This is a genomic window from Mucilaginibacter gilvus (genome assembly GCF_004054195.1).
Lineage (GTDB): Bacteria > Bacteroidota > Bacteroidia > Sphingobacteriales > Sphingobacteriaceae > Mucilaginibacter > Mucilaginibacter gilvus.
In genome coordinates this window covers 208,943-228,383 of sequence record NZ_SBIW01000002.1, presented here as the reverse complement: position 1 = coordinate 228,383, position 19,441 = coordinate 208,943, and the positions used below count along the sequence as shown (strand labels likewise).

16 protein-coding genes are annotated in these 19,441 nt (G+C 46.7%); 12 read left to right on the top strand and 4 right to left on the bottom strand.

Features of this window, described 5'->3' with window-relative positions; all coding sequences use genetic code 11:
* The first annotated feature begins 103 nt into the window (after nucleotides 1–103).
* The 6 genes from EPL05_RS04255 to EPL05_RS04230 all read left to right on the top strand — a co-directional run bounded on the left by EPL05_RS04255 (nucleotide 104) and on the right by EPL05_RS04230 (nucleotide 7,011).
* The gene (locus EPL05_RS04255) at nucleotides 104–808 is read left to right on the top strand and encodes an SDR family oxidoreductase (RefSeq protein ID WP_128532431.1); all 705 of its coding nucleotides are present in this window, start codon (nucleotides 104–106) and stop codon (nucleotides 806–808) included.
* Between the two features lie 33 nt (nucleotides 809–841).
* Nucleotides 842–1,438, top strand: coding sequence for a PspC domain-containing protein (locus tag EPL05_RS04250; RefSeq protein WP_128532429.1), 597 nt, complete (start codon nucleotides 842–844; stop codon nucleotides 1,436–1,438).
* A gap of 2 nt (nucleotides 1,439–1,440) precedes the next feature.
* Nucleotides 1,441–2,424, top strand: a complete 984-nt coding sequence (locus EPL05_RS04245; RefSeq protein WP_128532427.1) for a LiaI-LiaF-like domain-containing protein — start codon at nucleotides 1,441–1,443, stop codon at nucleotides 2,422–2,424.
* Nucleotides 2,425–2,474: 50 nt separating this feature from the next.
* Nucleotides 2,475–3,137, top strand: coding sequence for an RDD family protein (locus EPL05_RS04240; RefSeq protein ID WP_128532425.1), 663 nt, complete (start codon nucleotides 2,475–2,477; stop codon nucleotides 3,135–3,137).
* Nucleotides 3,138–3,385: 248 nt separating this feature from the next.
* Nucleotides 3,386–4,345 carry a GLPGLI family protein gene (locus EPL05_RS04235; protein WP_128532424.1) on the top strand — a complete coding sequence of 320 codons (960 nt, stop codon included), beginning with the start codon at nucleotides 3,386–3,388 and terminating at the stop codon, nucleotides 4,343–4,345.
* On the top strand, nucleotides 4,342–7,011 hold the full coding sequence (locus EPL05_RS04230; RefSeq protein ID WP_128532422.1) for a TonB-dependent receptor: 2,670 nt from the start codon (nucleotides 4,342–4,344) through the stop codon (nucleotides 7,009–7,011). The genes EPL05_RS04235 and EPL05_RS04230 overlap by 4 nt, the downstream gene beginning before the upstream one ends.
* A gap of 205 nt (nucleotides 7,012–7,216) precedes the next feature.
* Here the strand turns inward: EPL05_RS04230 and EPL05_RS04225 are convergent, their stop codons facing one another.
* The 4 genes from EPL05_RS04225 to EPL05_RS04210 form a co-directional block, all read right to left on the bottom strand.
* Entirely contained in the window at nucleotides 7,217–8,554 is a 1,338-nt protein-coding gene (locus EPL05_RS04225; RefSeq protein WP_128532420.1) for a TldD/PmbA family protein, read from the bottom strand.
* Nucleotides 8,555–8,557: 3 nt separating this feature from the next.
* Entirely contained in the window at nucleotides 8,558–10,192 is a 1,635-nt protein-coding gene (locus EPL05_RS04220; protein WP_128532418.1) for a TldD/PmbA family protein, read from the bottom strand.
* A gap of 68 nt (nucleotides 10,193–10,260) precedes the next feature.
* A complete protein-coding gene (locus EPL05_RS04215; RefSeq protein ID WP_128532416.1) occupies nucleotides 10,261–10,890 on the bottom strand; it encodes an RDD family protein in 630 nt (209 codons plus the stop codon).
* A gap of 44 nt (nucleotides 10,891–10,934) precedes the next feature.
* Nucleotides 10,935–11,561 carry a DUF4159 domain-containing protein gene (locus tag EPL05_RS04210; protein WP_128532414.1) on the bottom strand — a complete coding sequence of 209 codons (627 nt, stop codon included), beginning with the start codon at nucleotides 11,559–11,561 and terminating at the stop codon, nucleotides 10,935–10,937.
* 177 nt (nucleotides 11,562–11,738) lie between these two features.
* Between EPL05_RS04210 and EPL05_RS24445 the strand changes: the two genes are divergently transcribed.
* From EPL05_RS24445 to EPL05_RS04185, 6 genes are all read left to right on the top strand, one after another.
* A complete protein-coding gene (locus EPL05_RS24445) occupies nucleotides 11,739–11,870 on the top strand; it encodes a hypothetical protein (RefSeq protein ID WP_262708151.1) in 132 nt (43 codons plus the stop codon).
* 132 nt (nucleotides 11,871–12,002) lie between these two features.
* A complete protein-coding gene (locus EPL05_RS04205; RefSeq protein ID WP_128532412.1) occupies nucleotides 12,003–12,998 on the top strand; it encodes an AAA family ATPase in 996 nt (331 codons plus the stop codon).
* A 124-nt stretch (nucleotides 12,999–13,122) separates the two neighbouring features.
* Nucleotides 13,123–13,980, top strand: coding sequence for a DUF58 domain-containing protein (locus EPL05_RS04200; RefSeq protein ID WP_128532410.1), 858 nt, complete (start codon nucleotides 13,123–13,125; stop codon nucleotides 13,978–13,980).
* A 47-nt stretch (nucleotides 13,981–14,027) separates the two neighbouring features.
* Nucleotides 14,028–15,506: a BatA domain-containing protein gene (locus tag EPL05_RS04195; protein ID WP_128532408.1), complete on the top strand. Its 1,479-nt coding sequence runs from the start codon at nucleotides 14,028–14,030 to the stop codon at nucleotides 15,504–15,506.
* Nucleotides 15,499–17,613 (top strand): DUF4175 family protein, encoded by a 2,115-nt coding sequence (locus EPL05_RS04190; protein ID WP_128532406.1) that lies wholly within the window; start codon nucleotides 15,499–15,501, stop codon nucleotides 17,611–17,613. Before EPL05_RS04195 ends, EPL05_RS04190 begins: the two co-directional genes overlap by 8 nt.
* Nucleotides 17,610–19,391, top strand: a complete 1,782-nt coding sequence (locus EPL05_RS04185) for a hypothetical protein (protein WP_128532404.1) — start codon at nucleotides 17,610–17,612, stop codon at nucleotides 19,389–19,391. The genes EPL05_RS04190 and EPL05_RS04185 overlap by 4 nt, the downstream gene beginning before the upstream one ends.
* Nucleotides 19,392–19,441: the final 50 nt, after the last annotated feature.

The window sequence follows — 19,441 nt, the reverse complement described above, 5'->3', positions numbered from 1 at the left end:
TGGTTAAAAATACATTTTTTAATTTTAAGCTTTATTGCTTGTTATAATTGAATTACTTTTAATAAGAATATTACGCAGCAATGGCTGTATAAATACCCTCACCATGAAAAATGCATTAATAACCGGGGCAACAAAAGGCATGGGCCGTGCCGTGGCCATAGCTTTCGCTAAACAAGGAATAAACCTGTCAATTTGTTCTCGCAAAGAGCAAGAATTATTAGATTTTAAAGAAGAAATATTGCAAATAGCCCCCGGTTTACAGGTGTTTACCCTGGTTGCCGACTGTAGTAAGCGCGATGATGTAAAAAAATTCGCCGCATTCACCGAGAAAAACATGGGTTTCGTCGATATTATTGTAAATAATGTGGGTATGTATAAGCACTCGTTTATACTTGATGACAGCGACGATTCCTTCCAAAAGCAGGTAGATACCAACCTCATGCCTGCCTACGAACTGTACCGTTTCTTCGGTAAAAGTATGGTTTCTGTCGGTAAAGGGCATATATTCAATATATGCTCCATTGCAGCTATAAACCCCATAGCCGAGGCGGGGGTGTATAGCGTAACAAAGTATGCGTTGTTAGGTCTTAATAAGGTAATGAAACTCGAAATGCAGCCGCACGGAGTAAAGGTAACCGCCATCATTCCAGGCTCAACATTAACAGACTCATGGGCGGGGATGCAAGTGGATAAAAACAAGATGGTATTGCCTGAAGATATCGCAGCAGCTATCATCACAATTTATAACATGAGTGCCGGCGCCAATGTAGATGAGATGATCGTTACACCAAAATTTGGACAGATCTGATTATTTAAACGCTAACTAAAAACACTAAACAAAATGGAAAAGAAACTTTATAGAAACGAACACGGCAAAATGATAGGCGGTGTTTGTTCTGGCATCGCAGATTACCTTGCCATCGACCCAACAATTGTACGGCTTGTATTCCTGGCCATGCTTATTGGCCACGGCGCAGGCTTTTTGATATATATAATATTACTTATAGTATTGCCAAAACACAATGTTTTTACCGGCCCTAACTTTAAGCCGGGTGTTGATTACCGGGTGCCACCAACACCGCCTTTTGGCCAGCCGTTCACTTTTCCACCGATCCCTCCAAAAAAGACATCAAATATCGGGATGATCTTCGGCGCGATACTGATCGTATTAGGTTCGATATGTTTGATAGACAACCTTGACATCATACCTGATTGGGATTTTGACAGGCTATGGCCATTGGTAATAGTTGCAGCAGGTGCAGCACTTTTATTTGCAGGGCAAAAGAAACATCCATGGGAAAAAGCCGATTGGAATACTACCGTGGCCCCACCTGCAGGCGAACCGGCCAGCGAAAGCGGTGCTGCCGATAAAACGTCAGCAATCGACCTTAATAAAAAGAACGACGAACCATCAACTGACAACCCTACAACTATATAACCATGAAAAGCAATAAAATAATACCGGGTGTTATCCTGGTGCTCCTTGGGGCCTTATTTTTACTACATAACTATAACGTTATTAATTTCCACTGGGGCAATGTGTTCACCCTGTGGCCGGTGTTCCTCATCATGGGCGGTGTAAACCTGGTGCTTGCCAACAACCGCGAAGTTTGGGCCACAGCGGTAAAGGTAGCCGTAGTGGTAGGATGTTTTTGCCTGCTCGTATTTGTGCCTAACCACAAAAACTATTTTTGGAATCACCATAACGGTAACTGGAATTTTAGCGACCACGATTACGATAATGACGACGACGATAACGACACCACAAGCTCACGGGGCGTTATAAAAGTACACGGTGAAAGTAACTTTACCGAAGCATACGCACCCGCCATTACATCGGCCCGTATCAACATCAGCGGCGGTGCGTCAGAGTACACCATTAAAGATACCACAGGGCAACTGTTTGACGCAGTAACCAAAGAGTTTTACAACAAGTACGATTATACCCACAGCCTGGAAAACGGTGTTTTTGTAGCCAACCTGAAAATGCGCGACCAAAAGGGTAAGGATTTTCACTGGGATAGCGATAAAATGAACTCTGCAGTAATTAAGTTAAATACTGCACCAGAATGGGACATCAATGTAAAAACCGGTGCCAGCGCACTCGATTTCGACCTGAGCAAATTCAAAATAAAAAGCCTTACCATCAACGGCGGTGCAGCCTCGTTCGAGGTGAAAATGGGCCAGCCATTGGCAACCACCAACATCGACGTATCTACCGGTGTATCGGGCGTTACTATTTTGGTTCCTAAAGATGCAGCTTGCAGCGTGAACACCAGTTCGGGCCTTTCGTCAAACAATTTTGAAGGCTTTGATGATAAAGGCAACAACAGGTACGAAACCCCTGGTTTTTATGCCGCGAAAAACAAAATGGTTATCCATTTAAAAGGTGGCCTGTCTGGCTTCGAAGTAAAAAGGTATTAATTTTTAACAGGCCGGGAGGGTGTAATTACAAATGTTTAAATTTGACAGCTATGCAAACTCCCGGCCTTAACACTTTCGCAACCGATACCCAATATGTGCTGGTAGTAGCCGGTAAACCCGAAGGACCATTTAGCATAGCTGAATTAAGAGCAAAAAAAATAAAACCGGGCGATTTTGTAAAAACCCCGGGGATGGACGATTATAAAGAAGTCCATGAAGTTGCCGAACTACGGCAACTTTTTGGCTTTAGCAGGCAGCCATTGCCTATGCAATACTTTGGCAGCTTTGATCAGCGAGCGACCGCTTCTGTGGTAGATTGGTTTATTGTTTTGGCCGTATTTGTTTTGGCTGCTTTTGTGGTGATGCTTTTTTCGCTGCTGGCACTGCCGGGCGAAGAAAACAAGGTAATCCGTATAGGCATCAGCGTGGCTATCGTGGCGCTTACAATCCCGGCAAGGCTGATTTACAGCGTTGTGATGGAGAGCGGGCCAAAGCAGGGCACGTATGGAAAGCAACTGTTAAAAATACGCGTGTGCGATATGTACGGCGAACGGATAGACACTTCAAAGGCAGTTGGCCGCAACGTTGCCAAAATCCTCTCGGTAGCCACATTTTTTGTAGGCTATCTTATTATATTCTTCAATAAAAAACAACAGGCCCTGCACGATATAGTAGCCGATACCCTGGTTATTAAAGACCGGCTGGATGGGTAGCGATTGAGAAGGTTAGGAGAGGTTGTAATAGTTAGAGAGAGAGGTTATAAGGATTTAAACTTTTGACTCAATTAAAGCTTTACTGCTACTAACATTAAAACGTCTAAACTTTTCCAACATCTCCAACTTTCCTAAAATGTTAAAATTTGTTAAATACTACGAAATTATCGTAGATTAACTAATGCAATAGTTATGTTTGTTTTGTAATCGACTTTCAACCTTAATTTTAATACTCATATCACTGCAAAATGAAAACTTTAATTTTACTATTAACCTTCGGTATTATCGTTTTTAACGCTAAGGCCCAAAGCCCCGAGATGGCGAAAGCCACCGTTCGCTACAAATTCTCGCATGTACGCGATACAGCGGCAAAAGATAAACCATATACCGAGAACATGATCTTGTTTTTGGGCCAATCATCAAGCGTATACAAAAGTTACGACCGTAAATTACAGGATGCCCTGATGCGAAAACAAGTAGAAGCGCAGCTGGCCGAGCAAAAAGGCAGTGGCAACTTAAATATTAAATTAACCGGCAGCAAGCCAACAACACGGTCAGAGATCTACCAGTTCCCGGCACAAAACAAAATAATGCGTAAGGAAAACCTGATAACCCCATACCTCATTGAGGAAACCCTGCCGGTGATCAACTGGAAAATAAGCGCGGATACAGCCAGTTTTGGCACACTGCTTTGCCAAAAAGCTACCGGGCATTTTGCCGGCCGCGATTACACCGCATGGTTTTGCCCCGACCTGCCTTTCCGCGCCGGGCCGTGGAAACTGAACGGTTTACCCGGCCTTATTGTAGAAGCTTACGATACCAACAAAGAAGTGCAATTTAAATTTGACGGGTTGGAGCAAGTGGTAGCATCAGACAAACCTGCCACAGCGGCCAATGCGCCGCCGCCATCTCCGGAGGGTACGATGATCAAATTCGGTGGCCCTGATGACAACGCTGATCCGAATTTAATAGCCTTGCCTGCAAACGCGGTAAAAACCAGCGTGAAAGAGTTTGATAAGTTACAGGCCGCCATGCGTAAAGATCCGCAGGCGTTTATGGCTGCTATGGGCGGCGGAGCCGCTAATATGCGTGGCCCGGGTGGTGGCCCTGGTGGCGGTGGCCCGGGTGGCCCAATCCGTTCGGTAGTAGTTAACAGCGGTACGCCTGCTATTATCAATAACCCATTAGAGTTGCCCGAAAAGAAATGATAAGGCTATACAAAACGTGTGTGGTGTTCATTTTATGTACGCTATGCACTGCCGCGTGCCTGGCTCAAAGCATAAAAGGTACAGTAACCGATAGCCTGGGCAAGGGAGTCTCGTTCGCAAGCGTTAGCCTTAAAAACGGGAACCTTATCCTGGCGTACACCACAACGAATACCAAAGGCGCCTACACGCTGGCTGTTCCGCCGGAGGCTGAGAAGGCTAATTTGCAACTGAACGTAAGTTGTGTTGGGTTTAAAAAAGAGGTGCGGAAGATCGACGAGCTGGAAGCGCCGTACAATTTTAAACTTTCTGCGGCCTCCAATCAATTGCAAACCGTTACCATAAAAGATAAGAACCCACGGCTACGCGCCCATGGCGACACGCTGGACTATAAAGTGTCAGATTTTTCCAGTCCGCAGGATAGGGTAATTGGCGATGTGATCAAAAAGCTGCCCGGCGTAACCGTGGCCAAGGATGGCACCATAAGCTACAACGGCAAGGCCATCTCCAACTTTTATATCGGCGGGGATAACCTGCTGGATGATAAGTACAACATTGCAACCAGCTCTATCCCGAATGGCGTGGTAGATAAGGTACAAGTAATGGAAAACCACCAGCCGATAAAAATGCTGAAGGACAAAGTAGTGAGCGAAGACGTCGCCATGAACATCACCATAAAAAAGGACGCCAAACTACAGTTGGTAGGGCAGGAAACTTTAGGTGCAGGCTTGCCGGATAAATATTATGCCGACATCAACGCCATGATGTTTAAGGATAAATACAAAGCCATTAACTACATTAAGGTAAATAATACAAACTTTGATGTGGCCGGCGACCTGGTGGCACATAACTATTCCAGCTACCTGTCCCGATTGGATAATGACAAGCCCGGCACTGTACTCTCGTTAGGCACAGCCGGCGACCCCGACCTGCCGCGCAACCGCTACCTGTTTAACCAGGTGGGCATCATCAACCTCAATAATTTGGTAAACCTGCAAAAGGACGTACAACTGCGGGCCAACTTATCCTACCTGCACGATACGCAAAAACAAAGCTATACCAAGTTCAGCGAGTTTTATTTACCTACGGATACTATCCGTTACGCGGAGGTGCAGAACAACAGGAGCCGCCCCGATTATATGCACACGCAACTGGGCATCACCATTAATAAAGATAAATTCTACCTTTTCAACAGCTTTATAGCCGACTATAGCAAAAGCTCTGATTACTCGGCATTGGCAACCAACGGTACTCCCGTTAACCAGGTTTTTAAGGATAACCTGATGGATCTCTCCAACGAGTTCAATTACATGAAAACCTTTAAAACCAATAAAATAATGGAGCTGTACAGTTACCTCAACCGCAGTACCGAACCCGAGAACCGGGTAATTGACCCTGGTTTGAACCCCGATATTTTTAATAACGGCGTGGCTTACAAACAGCTTACCCAAAATACAGATATCCCTACCTGGTTCACCAATAACTATGTGGGTTACAAAATACCGGGCAATAATGTTACGCAAAGCTATAAAGCTGGTTTCAGCCTGCAATCGCAAACGCTGAAGTCGGATTTGAACGTAACGCAGTTGAATAACGCTACTAAGCTGGTAGGGGATAGCGCGGTGAATAATTTAGATTGGCGCCGCCGCAAGCTCTACGCGGAGGCAGGTTATGATATCCCCGGCAGTATTCTCAAGGTGAATGTAACCTTGCCGGTAAACTATCTGAACATCCACTATAACGATGTTTATTACGGCTTGAATAAAAGCCTCGAAAGGCTGTATTTTAACCCGAGGCTGTATGTAAAATATCAAAGTGGGATAGAGAATTACTTTTCGCTGGGTTATAATTTCCATAATGATATTGGCAACATACAGGATGTGTACAACGGCTATATCCTCAAAAACTACCGTAGCCTGTACGCTAACAATGCCGACCTTACCGAACGCAAAACACAATCGGCCAGCCTGGGTTTTAATTTCCGCAGGGCTATCCAGTTGTTCTTTTTCAGCGTGAATGCATCGTATATGCACCAGGACGCCAACAATATCGCTTCCAGTATATTAACCAATAACATACAGCAGCGCATTGTATTACCGTACGATAATAATGTGGATTCGTGGTCGCTGGCGGGGAATATAAGTAAGTACTCTTTTGGTTTGCGCACTACATTCAGCGCCGGGCTGGCTGTACAAACTACCAAACTTAACCAGATCCTTAACAATATTGTAATGCCGTACAACACGGTATCTAAAACGTTGAATTTTGGTGCTGATACCAAAGTGAGCAGCAAGGTGAATTTTAGCTACAAGGCGGGCTACGATCAAACCACCAGCAAATCATCAGCAGTGGCAACAAAAAGCAAGTTCGAGCGATTGATCCAGCAGGCATCGGTTAATTACAACCCGCTTGATAATGTGTTTTTTGCCCTGTCGGGAGATCATTATTACACCCACCAACAGCAAGCCAACGATCTGAAGTACATGTTTGCCGATGCCAGCATCCGCTATAAATTCAAAAAAACAAAAGCGGATATCGAGTTAAGTGCCCAAAACCTATTCAATACCAAAACCTACAGCGCGTTGTATCTCTCGGCAAATTCATTTACCTCCAGCACCTACAGCATTCCGGGCAGGTTTGTACTGGCGAAGGTTACGTTTACTTTATAGTGAGTGGTCAGTTGTGAGTGGTCAGTGGTGAGTAGTCAGTGGTGAGTAATGAGTGGTAAGTGCAGAGTTGTAAGCGTTGAGTAGTAAATAGTTAATTGGTCTTACCAACCGACCTTAGACCAGGTAAAGTTTTAACCACTCACTACTCATTACTCACAACTCAGCACTCACAACTTACTACTCACCACTCACTACTCACTACTCCCTAAACCGCGTCCGATAGCGATGTAAACGTAAATTCCTTTATCCGCATGGGTGGTATTAGGGCGCTTTGGCTGCTTTCGCCGCTTACTGTGCGCTCTTGTTTGCCCAATGCATCCAGGTTGTTCAGCATAATAACAGGGCTCTCGTTAAAGCGCAGGTTTTTTATCGGGAATTTTATCTGACCGTTTTCTATATAAAATGTGCCATCACGGGTAAGGCCTGTAAACAGCAGCGTTTGCGGGTCAACCGGGCGAATGTACCACAGGCGGGTAACCAATATGCCTTTTTCGGTGCCCTTTATTAGTTCCTCCAATGTTTGGGTACCGCCATCCATAATAATATTACCGGGGCCGGGGATAGGCTGAACGCCTTTCTTCTGCGCCCAGTAGCGCGAATAACTAAAATTCTTCACCACGCCTTTTTCTATCCAGCTGCGTTTTACCTGTGGCTGGCCATCGCCGCTCCAGCTGCTGCTTGGCAGGTCGGGGTGCGATGGGTCGGTATAAATGTTTATGCGTTCATCAACCAGTTTTTCGCCAAGTTTGGTTTTGCCACCTGGTTTGCTTAAAAAGCTCCGGCCTTCATCGGCACTGCGTGCATCCAAGCTGCCGTAAAGCTGCTCTAACAATACAATACCAGCGGCGGGTTCTAATATCACGGTGTATTTACCCGGCTCAATAGCACGTGCATTTGCGGATCCGCTTGCCTTTTGCGCGGCAATTTTGGTAAATGCCAGCGTATCCAGCTTTGCTACGTCGTTATAATCTTTTGTGGCATAGCCCGAACCCTGGCTATCCGCCGTGCGCAGGGTGATGGAGAAGTTAATATCGGTTGAAGTGTTGTAAGCAAACAGCCCGTGCGAGTTCATCATAGCCGAAAAGCCAGCGCTGTTTTGCAGAAAGCCAGCGGCGGTCAGCTTATTTTCTTTGGCTACGTTCAGGCTCTGCGCTACCATAGTAGTGCGCTGAGCCGGTGTAATGGCCGCTGTTGCGGGCACAAACATGGTAGCAGATGGCGCGTAGGTTTGCGGGCCTAAAAATGGCATATACTCCGGGTTCTCCGGTGCGAGCTTGGCCAGTTCTTCCGACCGTTTAACCGCACTGGATATGGCTTCATCGGTATATTCATTCAGCGTAACAATGCCCAGTTTTTTGCCAAAAGCGGATGAAATGGCCATGCTGGTTGAACTTAACGAGCCACTGGTTGATACCGAGTTGCGCGCGTAGCGGATGTTACCCGAATCGGATCCGTTAAGGCTTATTTCACATTCATCGGCTTTGGAGTAGCTAAGCGCTTTTTTTAATATCGCTTTGCATTCGTCTTCAGTTAAAATAGCCATATCTTAAATTTTTCTTGCTGTGTTAATTACGTTAACCCCTTTAAACAGGGCAGTTGATGAACCATGAGATACCGCGCTGCTTTGTGCCGGTTGCCCCTTACCGTCGAAGAACGAACCGCCCAGGCGGTAATCGCTTTTGTCGCAAACGGCGGCGCAGCTGTTCCAAAACTCCTGCGTATTGGCCTGGTAGGCAACATCGTTAAGCATGCCCACTATTTTGCCGTTTTTGATCTCGTAATACAGCTGCCCGCTAAACTGGAAGTTATAGCGTTGCTGATCAATAGAGAAGGAACTATCGCCCACAATGTAAATGCCTTTTTCTACCTTGCTGATCATCTGCTCTACACTCAACGGTGTTTTACCCGGTTGCAACGAAATGTTCGGCATCCGTTGGAACTGCACATCCTGCCAGCTTTGCGAGTAGCAGCAGCCCTGTGATTCTTTAAGGCCGATGATATGCGCCTGGTCGCGGATGGCCTGGTAATTTACCAATATGCCGTCTTTAATAATATCCCATTGTTTGGTGCCCACGCCTTCGTCATCGTACCCAACCGCGCCAAGCGAGCCCGGCTGCAGCTTATCGGCCACAATGTTTACGTGCTCGCTGCCGAACTTGAATTTTTTCGATTCCCATTTATCCAGTGTCAAAAAGCTGGTCCCGGCAAAGTTGGCTTCGTAACCCAGCACACGGTCCAGTTCAGAAGGGTGCCCTACCGATTCGTGGATGGTGAGCCAAAGGTGGCTTGGATCCAGTACCAAATCGTATTTGCCCGGCTCTACCGATTTTGCTTTTAGTTTTTGCGCTGCCTGCAGGGCCGCTGCGCCGGCATCTTCCAGCATATCGTAGCGGTTGCGGTAGAGGGTGGTTTGGCCTTTTATTTTATCGCTATCGCGGGGGATCAAATATTCGTAACCCATTCCACGTGGCGCGCTTAAGCTGCTGCGGGTTTCAAACTTGCCACTTTTCTCGTCAATTTTGGTGATACCAAAAAATGGCCAGATGCGATGGATATCCTGGTCGATATAAGAGCCATCGGTTGAAGCAAAATATTTCTGCTCATTCACAAAAAACAATACCGATTGAGCATAGTTAGCACCATTTTTAAAGGCGGCATCGTTTACAGATAGCAGGAGGTCGGTTTTGTCCTTCATCGGCACCTCGAAGGCGTTCTTCTCGATGGGCGTTTTCCAGCTTACTTCGCCATAGCCTTTTTGAGGGGCCAGTTGTACCGGCTCGCTTTGGATGCGGGCGTTCTCTTTGGCTATCGCTACCGCGTTTTCGGCGGCGCGGGCAATGCTATCGTTATCCAGTTTATCTGTCGCGGCAAAGCCCCAGCAGCCATTGGCAATAACGCGGATGCCCATGCCGTAGCTTTCGGTATCCACAATATTCTCAATGTTTTTATCGCGGGTAACCACAAATTGGTTAAGGTAGCGGCCAATGCGGGCATCGGTATAAGTGGCACCTTTAGATCGCGCCGAGTTGAGGGCAACATCGGCCATGCGCTTTTTCAGGGTTACGTCCACATCGCGCAAAACGGTGCCGGGCATCACAGGGCTGCCCATGGCCGTCATCCTGCTAAGCATAGAAGCACTGATGCCCATGCCGGTAAGGTAAAGGAAATCTTTTCTTTTCAAGGTGATACGATTAAAGTACTAATATAGGTATATGCAAGTGAGATTTTGCCGACTGTAAAAGTATTTTCTTAAGCGTCGCGACGGATAACGTAGGTTTTGGCAACCATATCGTGCCAGCCCTGGCGGCGCTGGTTCCAGAGGATGGGCAGGTAGCCAATGTTTAAGGGCAGGCTGGATAGTATTTTGAAAAAATTGCGCAGCAGCGCCCTGCCAACGCCAAGCCTGCGGCCATCGGCATCTACCACGGCCAGTCTGCACAATTTTTTGCCGATACTGCCGCGCATCGGGGTAGATTCGCAAAGAGTATTGTATAGCGCCAGCAGTACATACAGCGCCATGCTATATTTAAACCGCTCTATAGCCTGTTCCGGGGTTGGGTTTTCGGCGTAGAAGGATTTTGATAGCTGCATTACGTAATCCTGCGCAACTATAGAGAGTACTATCGATATGAAAAACAGGTCTAAAATGTAGGCCAGAAACCTTATCCAAAAGCTGGCAAGGTTGCCTTCGGTAGGGAGGTAGATGCCTTGTTGCTCAAAATACTCGAACAATTCGGGTACGTACGAAGCTTCCTGCCATTCCTCATTACCGGGTGCTAAAACCATCGTGTCCACGTCAAGATCCTGCTCAAACAGTTCTTTCAGCGTGAACGGGCCGGTTTGTTCGTCTTTTACCTGGATGTAGTAGCTATCGTTCATTTGGGTATTAAATGTGCGCTAAGATAAATAATTAAGCCACTGTATCAGGAACTCATGGCGTAAACAATAATATTCACCCCGAATTTGGTGTTATCCTCCGCTAAAAAACGCTTATTGCGGAAATCGTAATCCCACTCGCAGCCATAATCTTTACTGCTGTACAGTACGGCTATGCGGCCGTTCACCTCTATGGCTTTCAGATAATCGTGTACCAGGTCGTCGCCCCAACCGTTCAGTTCAAAAGTGGTAGTTGGTGGCCCCTTATCAAAACTGAAGAACGAATGGTAAAGTTTATGGTTGTTGGCGATCTTTTTTAAAGCGGTCGGTCCAAACAAAGCTGCCATCTGCGCCTCGAAAGATTTGGCGAACAGCCCGTCGATATCGTGGTTGCAATCATCTACAAATACAAAGCCGCCGTTTTGCACATACGTTTTAAAATTGGCCTTCTCTTTCGCATCAAACTGTACAAGCTTGTGCCCGCTAAGGTAGCAGAAGGGGTAATTAAATATATCGTCGCTGCTAAGCGGGATCACTTTTTCGTGCGGATCGATGGGGATAGTGGTGTACTCTACCAGCGAGTTAAGCAGGTTGGAGGGCATGCGCTGATCGGTGTCCCAATCGCCGCTGTGGTAGCTTAACCTGGTAAAAGTGAATTTTGCGCCTTGTGCCATCTGTTCCAAAAACTCTAAAATTAGGATAAAATTTCTGCCCGCCCTCCATTATAAACCTTACAATGTTGTAAAGTTTATGATACTTTGTTGAGCTTTTGGTAAAAAAGCAGGGTATTTACTTAAATTGCCTCACCGTAACGCCTCACCCCGGCCCTCTCCAAAGGAGAGGGAGGCAAAGTGACTTTTCAAGTTCTCTCCTTTGGAGAGGATTTAGGTGAGGCTTTTAGGCAGGGTGAGGCATTAGCGCCGTTGACTCACCCCGACTACGCTTCGCTGGGCGACCCTCTCCGCAAGCGGAAAGAGGGTTAGAATTGGAGGAACGCAATAAAACATTTTCACCCTCTTTACCGCATGTAGACAGGGTCGATGCACGGAGTGTCGTTGGGGTGAGTAAATAGCCTGCAAGCAATTAATTGAACAAAACATTAACACGATAAGACATTGGAACTTACCGAACAAAACATAAAAACCCTGCTTGCCAAATTACCGCAGCTAAAAACCGAGATCCAAAAGGTAATTGTTGGGCAGGACCATATACTGGACGAACTGCTAGTTGCCTTTTTAGCCGGCGGCCATTGCCTGCTGGAGGGTGTACCCGGGCTGGCGAAAACGCTGATCGTAAAAACTATGTCGCAAGCGCTGCACCTCGCGTTCAGGCGCATCCAGTTTACGCCCGATCTGATGCCTACGGATATCATTGGCACTGAAATACTGGAAGAGGACCACGCCACCGGCAAGCGTTTTTTTAAATTCAACAAAGGCCCCTTGTTTGCCAATATTATACTGGCCGATGAGATAAACAGGACGCCACCCAAAACACAATCGGCCCTACTGGAAGCCATGCAGGAATTTGAAGTGACCTACGGCGGGCAAACGTACCCGCTGGATAAACCCTTCTTTATCCTCGCAACGCAAAACCCGATTGAGCAGGCCGGTACTTACCCTTTGCCCGAAGCACAGCTCGATAGGTTTTTATTGCTGATAAAAATTGGCTACCCTACCGAGCAGGAAGAATTTGCCATATTGAACCGTACCACCGGCAGTAAGAAAGCGGAAGTAAAAGCCGTGATCACTGCCGAAGAAATAACCCAGGCACAGGAACTGGTGAGGCAGGTAACGATAAATGAAGACCTGACACGCTATGTAAGTCACATCATCCGCGCCACGCGGCCGGATACTACCGAAGTCGCCTACATAAAGGAATGGGTACGCTGGGGTGCCGGCCCGCGCGCGGGCCAGGCATTGATACTGACGGCCAAAGCGCGCGCGCTGTTAAAAGGCAGATATTCAGTTTTGATGGAAGATATACATGCCATGGCCCCTGCCGTACTAAGGCACCGAATCCTGATGAATTTTAAAGCCGAAGCAGAAGGCATAACTTCTGATAAGGTGACAGAGGAATTGCTGAAAGTTATAGAAAGAAAAGGGAACTTGTGAGCCCCACCCAAACCCTCCCCTGAAAGGGAGGGCTTTAAGAATATATTTTAACATTTTAATTAAAAATCTCCCCCTGAAGGGGGAGATTAGAGGGGGCTTAAGCTTGTTACATCCCAAAGTATTAATGACCATAAAAGATTTGCCATTGCTGGCGAAAACGGTTATTGATGGCTTTATGAATGGGTTTAACAAAAGCACCGTAAAGGGCCCGGGACTGGAGTTTAGCCAATACCGCAGCTATCAGCCGGGCGATGATTTAAGATGGCTGGACTGGCGCATGTTTGCCCGAAGCGACCGTTATTACATCCGCGAATCGGAAATTGAGACCAGCATCTCCGTAAGGTTTTTGGTAGATGCCAGCGCTTCTATGAATCACGACGACGATGGGGTGAAGAAAATAGATTACGCCCGCTTTTTGGTAGCATCGCTGGCCTATTTGGCCAACCTGCAGGGCGATAGTGTGGCGCTGAACGTTTTTAAGGATGGCGAACTGTTTTCTCTCCCTTCCAAGCCAGATCCGCAGCATTTGCAGCGGTTGTTTTACCATTTGCAGCAGGTAGAGGCAGGCGGCACATTCACCAAGCCGATCCATTATAAAGAACTTTTTGCCGGCAGCAGTCGTAAGGAACTACTTGTTTTTATTACCGATATGTATCAGGCAGAGGGGGAGATCAACACCCTGCTTACGTCGCTTGCGGCGTTAAAGCACGAGATCATCGTTTTTCACCTGATGGGGCAGAACGAGCTGGATTTTGATTTTAAAGGCTACTCCACCCTGGAGGACCTGGAAACCGGCGAAACCATACAGGTAAACACGCGGCGCGCAAAAGAAACCTATACCGAAAGATTGCGGCAGCATTTGGCGGCCATTAGGTCGGAACTATTAGGCAAGCGCATTGCCTACCGAATGCTCAGCACAGCGCGGCCACTTGACGAGGCCCTCCGCGATTTTTTGGTACAAAGAAAAAAGGGGGCGCTATGAACTTAACTATCCTTCACTCACTACTCATTATTCAACACTCACTATAAATGCTATTTGCGTTTCCCACATGGTTCTTCGCATTAGCGGCAATCGGTATCCCGGTGCTCATCCACTTGTGGAATATCCGGCCGGGTAAAACATTAAAGGTGGGCAGTATCTCCCTTATCACCGAAGCCTCCAAAACAACCAGTCGCAGCCTTAAATTATTAGATATTTTACTGCTGATACTGCGCTGCCTGCTGCTGGCCTTACTGGCCTTCTTTTTAGCGGGGCCGCTATGGGCCTACTTTTCAGCGGAGAAAAAAGCAAAGGGTTGGGTGCTTATACCCAAAGAGAATTTAAAGGAAAGCTACCAAAAGTGTAAGCCGAAGGTAGATTCGTTACTGAAAGCAGGTTACGAATTTCATTATTTTAATAAAGACTTTGCGAAACAGGACCTGCAAAAACGCTTAGCTGATACCAGTATGAAAGACACCACCACCGAGGCAAACTATTGGAGCCTGGTAAAACAACTGGATGAAAAAGCACGCGATGTCCCGCCGGTCTACTTATTTACGCCAAATGGGGTTAATCATTTCAGAGGCGCGAAGCCGCAAATCAAATCGTACATCACGTGGAAAACGTATACTCCCACAGATTCTACAAGCCGTTGGATAGCGGGCGCATCGTTCACCAATACAGGCGCTATTAAAGTAATACTGGGCAGCAGCAACCCGTCTGGCAGCTGTTTCAGCACCCAAACTATACAGGCTGACGGCAATAAAGATATTGCGGTGAATGTACAAAACGGGCAGCCCATAGTAAGCCTGAAAAACACCACCCAGCCAGCTGTTGCGGTAGATACTGCTACCTTCAGCATTACTATTTATACAGATAAGTATGGAGTTGATGCCGGTTATTTGAAAGCAGCGTTGCAGGCAGCGGCGGGCTTTATAGGTAAAAAGGCGGCGGTAAAGCAATATGCATCACCTACTCAAATCCCTGCAGGGCAAGCCTGGTTGTTTTGGTTGTCGGAGCAATCGGTTGATAGCCGCCTACAAAATGCATCGGCAAATATTTTTAAATACGAGCGCGGTAAAATCATCGATGCACACACCCGGATGAGCCCCGGAAACATTGCATTAATAAAATATATAGATGCACCCACCAGTGGGGATGCTTTATGGCAAAACGGATTTGGTAAAGCCATATTAAAGCTTGAACAACAGGGAAATGCCAACGTTTATCATTACTACAGCCACTTTAACCCGGCATGGAATGATTTGGTTTGGAGCGATGCTTTCCCGAAAGAGATTTTAAAACTCCTAAGCGGCCAACCGTACAAAGTGCCGCTGGAATACGATAAATGCGTACTTACCCAGCAACAGCTATTGCCTTACAATATGGTTAATAGTTATACGCCTTCATCCGTTGTTGCTGTAAACCCTAAGGATATTTCGGCATACTTTTGGCTGTTTCTATTTGTTGTTTTTGCGGTAGAGCGTTGGTTATCACATAAAATTACATCAACCCCCACCAATGACTGAGCAGGGCATACATAAAATAGCCGCGCTACGCAGGCGATGGGTTACTTACCAGGTGCTGGCAGATGCGGCTTTGTCGGCAGTTATTGCGCTGCTGGCTGCAGGACTGTTTTTTATGCTATCGTTGCTGGTGTGGTGGGCGTTCCCGGTGTTTTGGAGTTCATTTGGGTTGATGCTTGCTTTGCATAGGCCATGGCGGGTTGGTAATGATAAAATTGCCAGCTTCCTGGATAAACAATATCCCGAATTACAGGAAAGTACGGGGCTGCTGTTATTGCCTGTAGGCGAACTTAACGTATTACAGTCCCTCGCACGTGCCAAAACCGAGAGCGTGTTTTACCATTTGCAGGTAAAACATAAGCCCTTCGCCAAACGTTTTTGGCAGTCGGCGTTGCTGCTGCTTTTATCGACATTGTTTTTCGTGGCGATAAAGGTGTTATACCATCCGGCAAATGGCAGTAAAGCCTGGACGAGGGGAATAGGAATTGCAGAGCAAAAATTCCCGATGGAAAAAATCCTGCCACAAATCGACGGGGTCGAACTCACCATAACCCCGCCTGCCTACACTCGCAGAGCCAAAAGGGAGCAGAACAGGTTCAACCTTTCTGCCGAAGATGGCGCGACAGTAAACTGGCATATCAAAACCAATGTAGCCATAAAAAACGCATTCCTGTTATTTAACGATAAGGAGCACATCAACCTGAAAAACATAGAAGGGGGCACCGAGTGGCAGGCTTCAAAGATGATCTCTCAACCGGGTTTTTACCTGGTGAGCATCGATGGAAAACTGTCGGATTTGTATCAAATTCAGATAATAAAAGATGCCCCGCCGGTGATCCATGTTAAAACGCCAAAACAATACACCTATATTGATGCAGGCGAAGCACAGCAGGTAAATATAAACGCGTCGTTAACGGATGATTATGGCGTCGCCGATGCTTTGATCATCGCCACCGTTGCCAAAGGCCGGGGCGAGGGTGTTAAGTTTAAAGAGTATAAACTTAACTTTAATGGGGCGTTTGGCGGCAACCCCCAGTACGATGTAAAGAAACTGGTGAGCCTGCCTGCGCTGAATATGGAGTCCGGCGACGAACTGTACTTTTATGTACAGGCGAAAGATACCCATCAGCAGCAAAGCCGTACGGATGTATTTACCGTTGCCATACAGGACACCGCCGAACTGCTGAGCATGGATGGCGTGCTCAGTGGTGCCAACCTTAAACCTGAATTTTTCCGCAGCGAGCGGCAGATTATCATCGATGCCGAGAAATTATTGAAGGAGAAGGACAGCATCGCGGTAGAAAAATTCAACGCCCGCAGTAACGATCTCGGTATCGACCAAAAACTCCTGCGCCTGCGCTATGGCAAATTTTTAGGCGAAGAGGACGAAACCACAGAAGGCCCAAAAACAAACGACCAGGTAGCCGACCCCGCAGATTTTAGCAACGCCGCCAAAATATTAAAAGAATACACCGACGACCACGATAAAGCCGAAGACGTGCAGTTTTTCGAACCAGCCATCAAAGCTCAGCTAAAAGCAACCCTTACCGAAATGTGGAAGGCCGAGTTGCAGCTCCGTTTATACAAGCCACAGGCGGCGTTGCCTTTCGCCTACAAAGCGTTAAGATTATTGAAAGACCTGCAGCAAAAATCCCGCTCGTACGTAGCCAAAACAGCTTACAATCCAACACCCATTAAATTGGATAAGCGCCTCACCGGCGAATTGGCTAAAATTATGCAGCTTGTAAATAAACAGGAAATAAAGCCCGGTGCGGATCAGTTTGAGGGCTTGAAAAAGGCGGTTGCTGTTTTAGAGCAGTTGAAGATACGGCCTGTTTTAAACGCCGCGGATAACCGGGTGTTACAGGTAGCCAATCAACAATTAAGCGTACGTGCCTCGGCACAGCCGGGGATATACCTGTCGGCATTGAGCGCTATGCGGAGGATCTTATCGGCACAAAAGGTAAACATAAATGATATTGGCATTGTAGAGCGTGCCATCCAAAAAACGCTTGCTGCGCCAAAGGTGATGCCGTCTACAGAAGTACAAACAGCAGATATGGGGCTGTCGCGCAGCTATTATAAAAACCTGAAACAAGCCAAACCATGATGCAGGCCAATTGGACATATATTGTTATTGGGCTTTGCATTTTGCTGGTGGTCTTCCTGGTTTGGCAGGAGGTTAGTCGTGCAAGTAAAAAATGGCTGATACTGAGAATAATAGCAGTGCTTGCCGCCGCTGCCATGCTGGCCTGTATTGCTTTACCCCTAAGTTACTCAAAAGACGCCGCTGCTAACGAGAGTGAAGGGCTTGTGCTTTTAACACCTGGTTTTAGTGCCGATAGTTTAAAAAGTATTGCCAACCAACAGGTGTTTGCCATTGATAAAGATGTAAAGAAGGCTTATCCCAAAGCCAAATTATTAAGCGGCCCGGATGAAATTGTTGATACCTTGAAAACAGGCCCCATCCACATTTACGGTAACGGCCTGTCGGAGTTTGAACTATCGGGACTTGGTAAAACCGCTGCGGTTTTCCATCAGTCGCCTTTACCTGCGGGCGTAATTAGTATTTATTGGAACCAAAAACTAAAAACAGGCGAGGAATTTAGCATACAGGGCAATTACAATAATACATCGGCACAAAAAATAAAGCTACTGCTAAAAGGATTGAATACCATTTTAGATACGGTGACGATAAAGCCGAACGGCCAATTTGATTTTGAGCTGGAGTCACTGCCCAAAAATGCCGGGCGGATTGTTTACAATCTGCAATCCGTAACTAATGGCGATACCATCAACCTGGGCAGCATCCCGGTGCAAATTGATGTGGTTAAACCGCTAAGGGTGCTGATGCTGTCTGCCTCGCCCGATTTTGAGACCAAGTTTTTAAAAAACTGGCTTAGCGAAAACGGTTATGTAATTGCCGCCCGTTCAACTATTAGTACGGGCAAGTTCAATAGTGAATACATCAATCTGCCACAATTTCCTTTAGAAAGGCTATCCGCGCCTGCGCTGAATAAATTTGATGTGGTAATAGGCGATCTGTCGGTTTTAAACAGTTTAAGCCCTGCCGAAAGCGTAGCTCTTAAACAGGAAGTGGAAAACCGTGGTTTGGGCATTATCGTAAGAGCAGATAGCGTGGGTAAAACCTCCTGGTTGCAAAAAGTTTTCCCGGTGGAGCGATCCACGGGCAAGGAAGCAACATCTCGGCTTATTATCAATGGCAAAAAAAGCGCGTCCGCTCAGTTAAACACAGGCAACACTTTTATTCGTTACCAAAACGGCACGCAGCCATTGGTTTTAACAAATCAAAACCGCATACTGGCCAATAGCGGTATTGCCGGTGCAGGTAAAATGGTATTCACAACCCTAAATAATACTTATAGTTGGGTGCTGGCCGGTAACCGGCAGGATTACCCGGCGCTCTGGTCGGCTTTGATTGGTAAAGCAGCACGGAGAGATACAACGCTTCAAAATACGGTTTACACTCCGGGGTTTCCAATAATTGGTCAACCGGTACAATTGCAGGTTGCAAACGGCAGTCAATCTGCCTTATTGATAAACGGGGAAGCTGTTGCTGCCGAACAAAATTCTGCCATGCCTTTTGAGCGGCGTGCAGATTATTGGCCCGCCCGATCCGGCTGGCAATCCCTCGTACAAAATGGTAAAACCGAATGGTGGTATGCCCACGATAAAACAGATTGGGAAGGCGTACAGGCCGCCGCCAAAATAGCCGCTACTGCAACTTATGCAAGGGAAAACCAGCCCGGCCATATTGTAACAAAACAGATACACCAAAAGCTTCGGATTGAAGTGCCGAAAATTTACTTTTATATCCTGCTGCTTGCGGCATGTACATTTCTGTGGGTAGAGAAAAAGTTATCGTGATAACTAAAGTTTAACGCTAAAAAACAGGGGCACATGCGATTCGCCTCTCG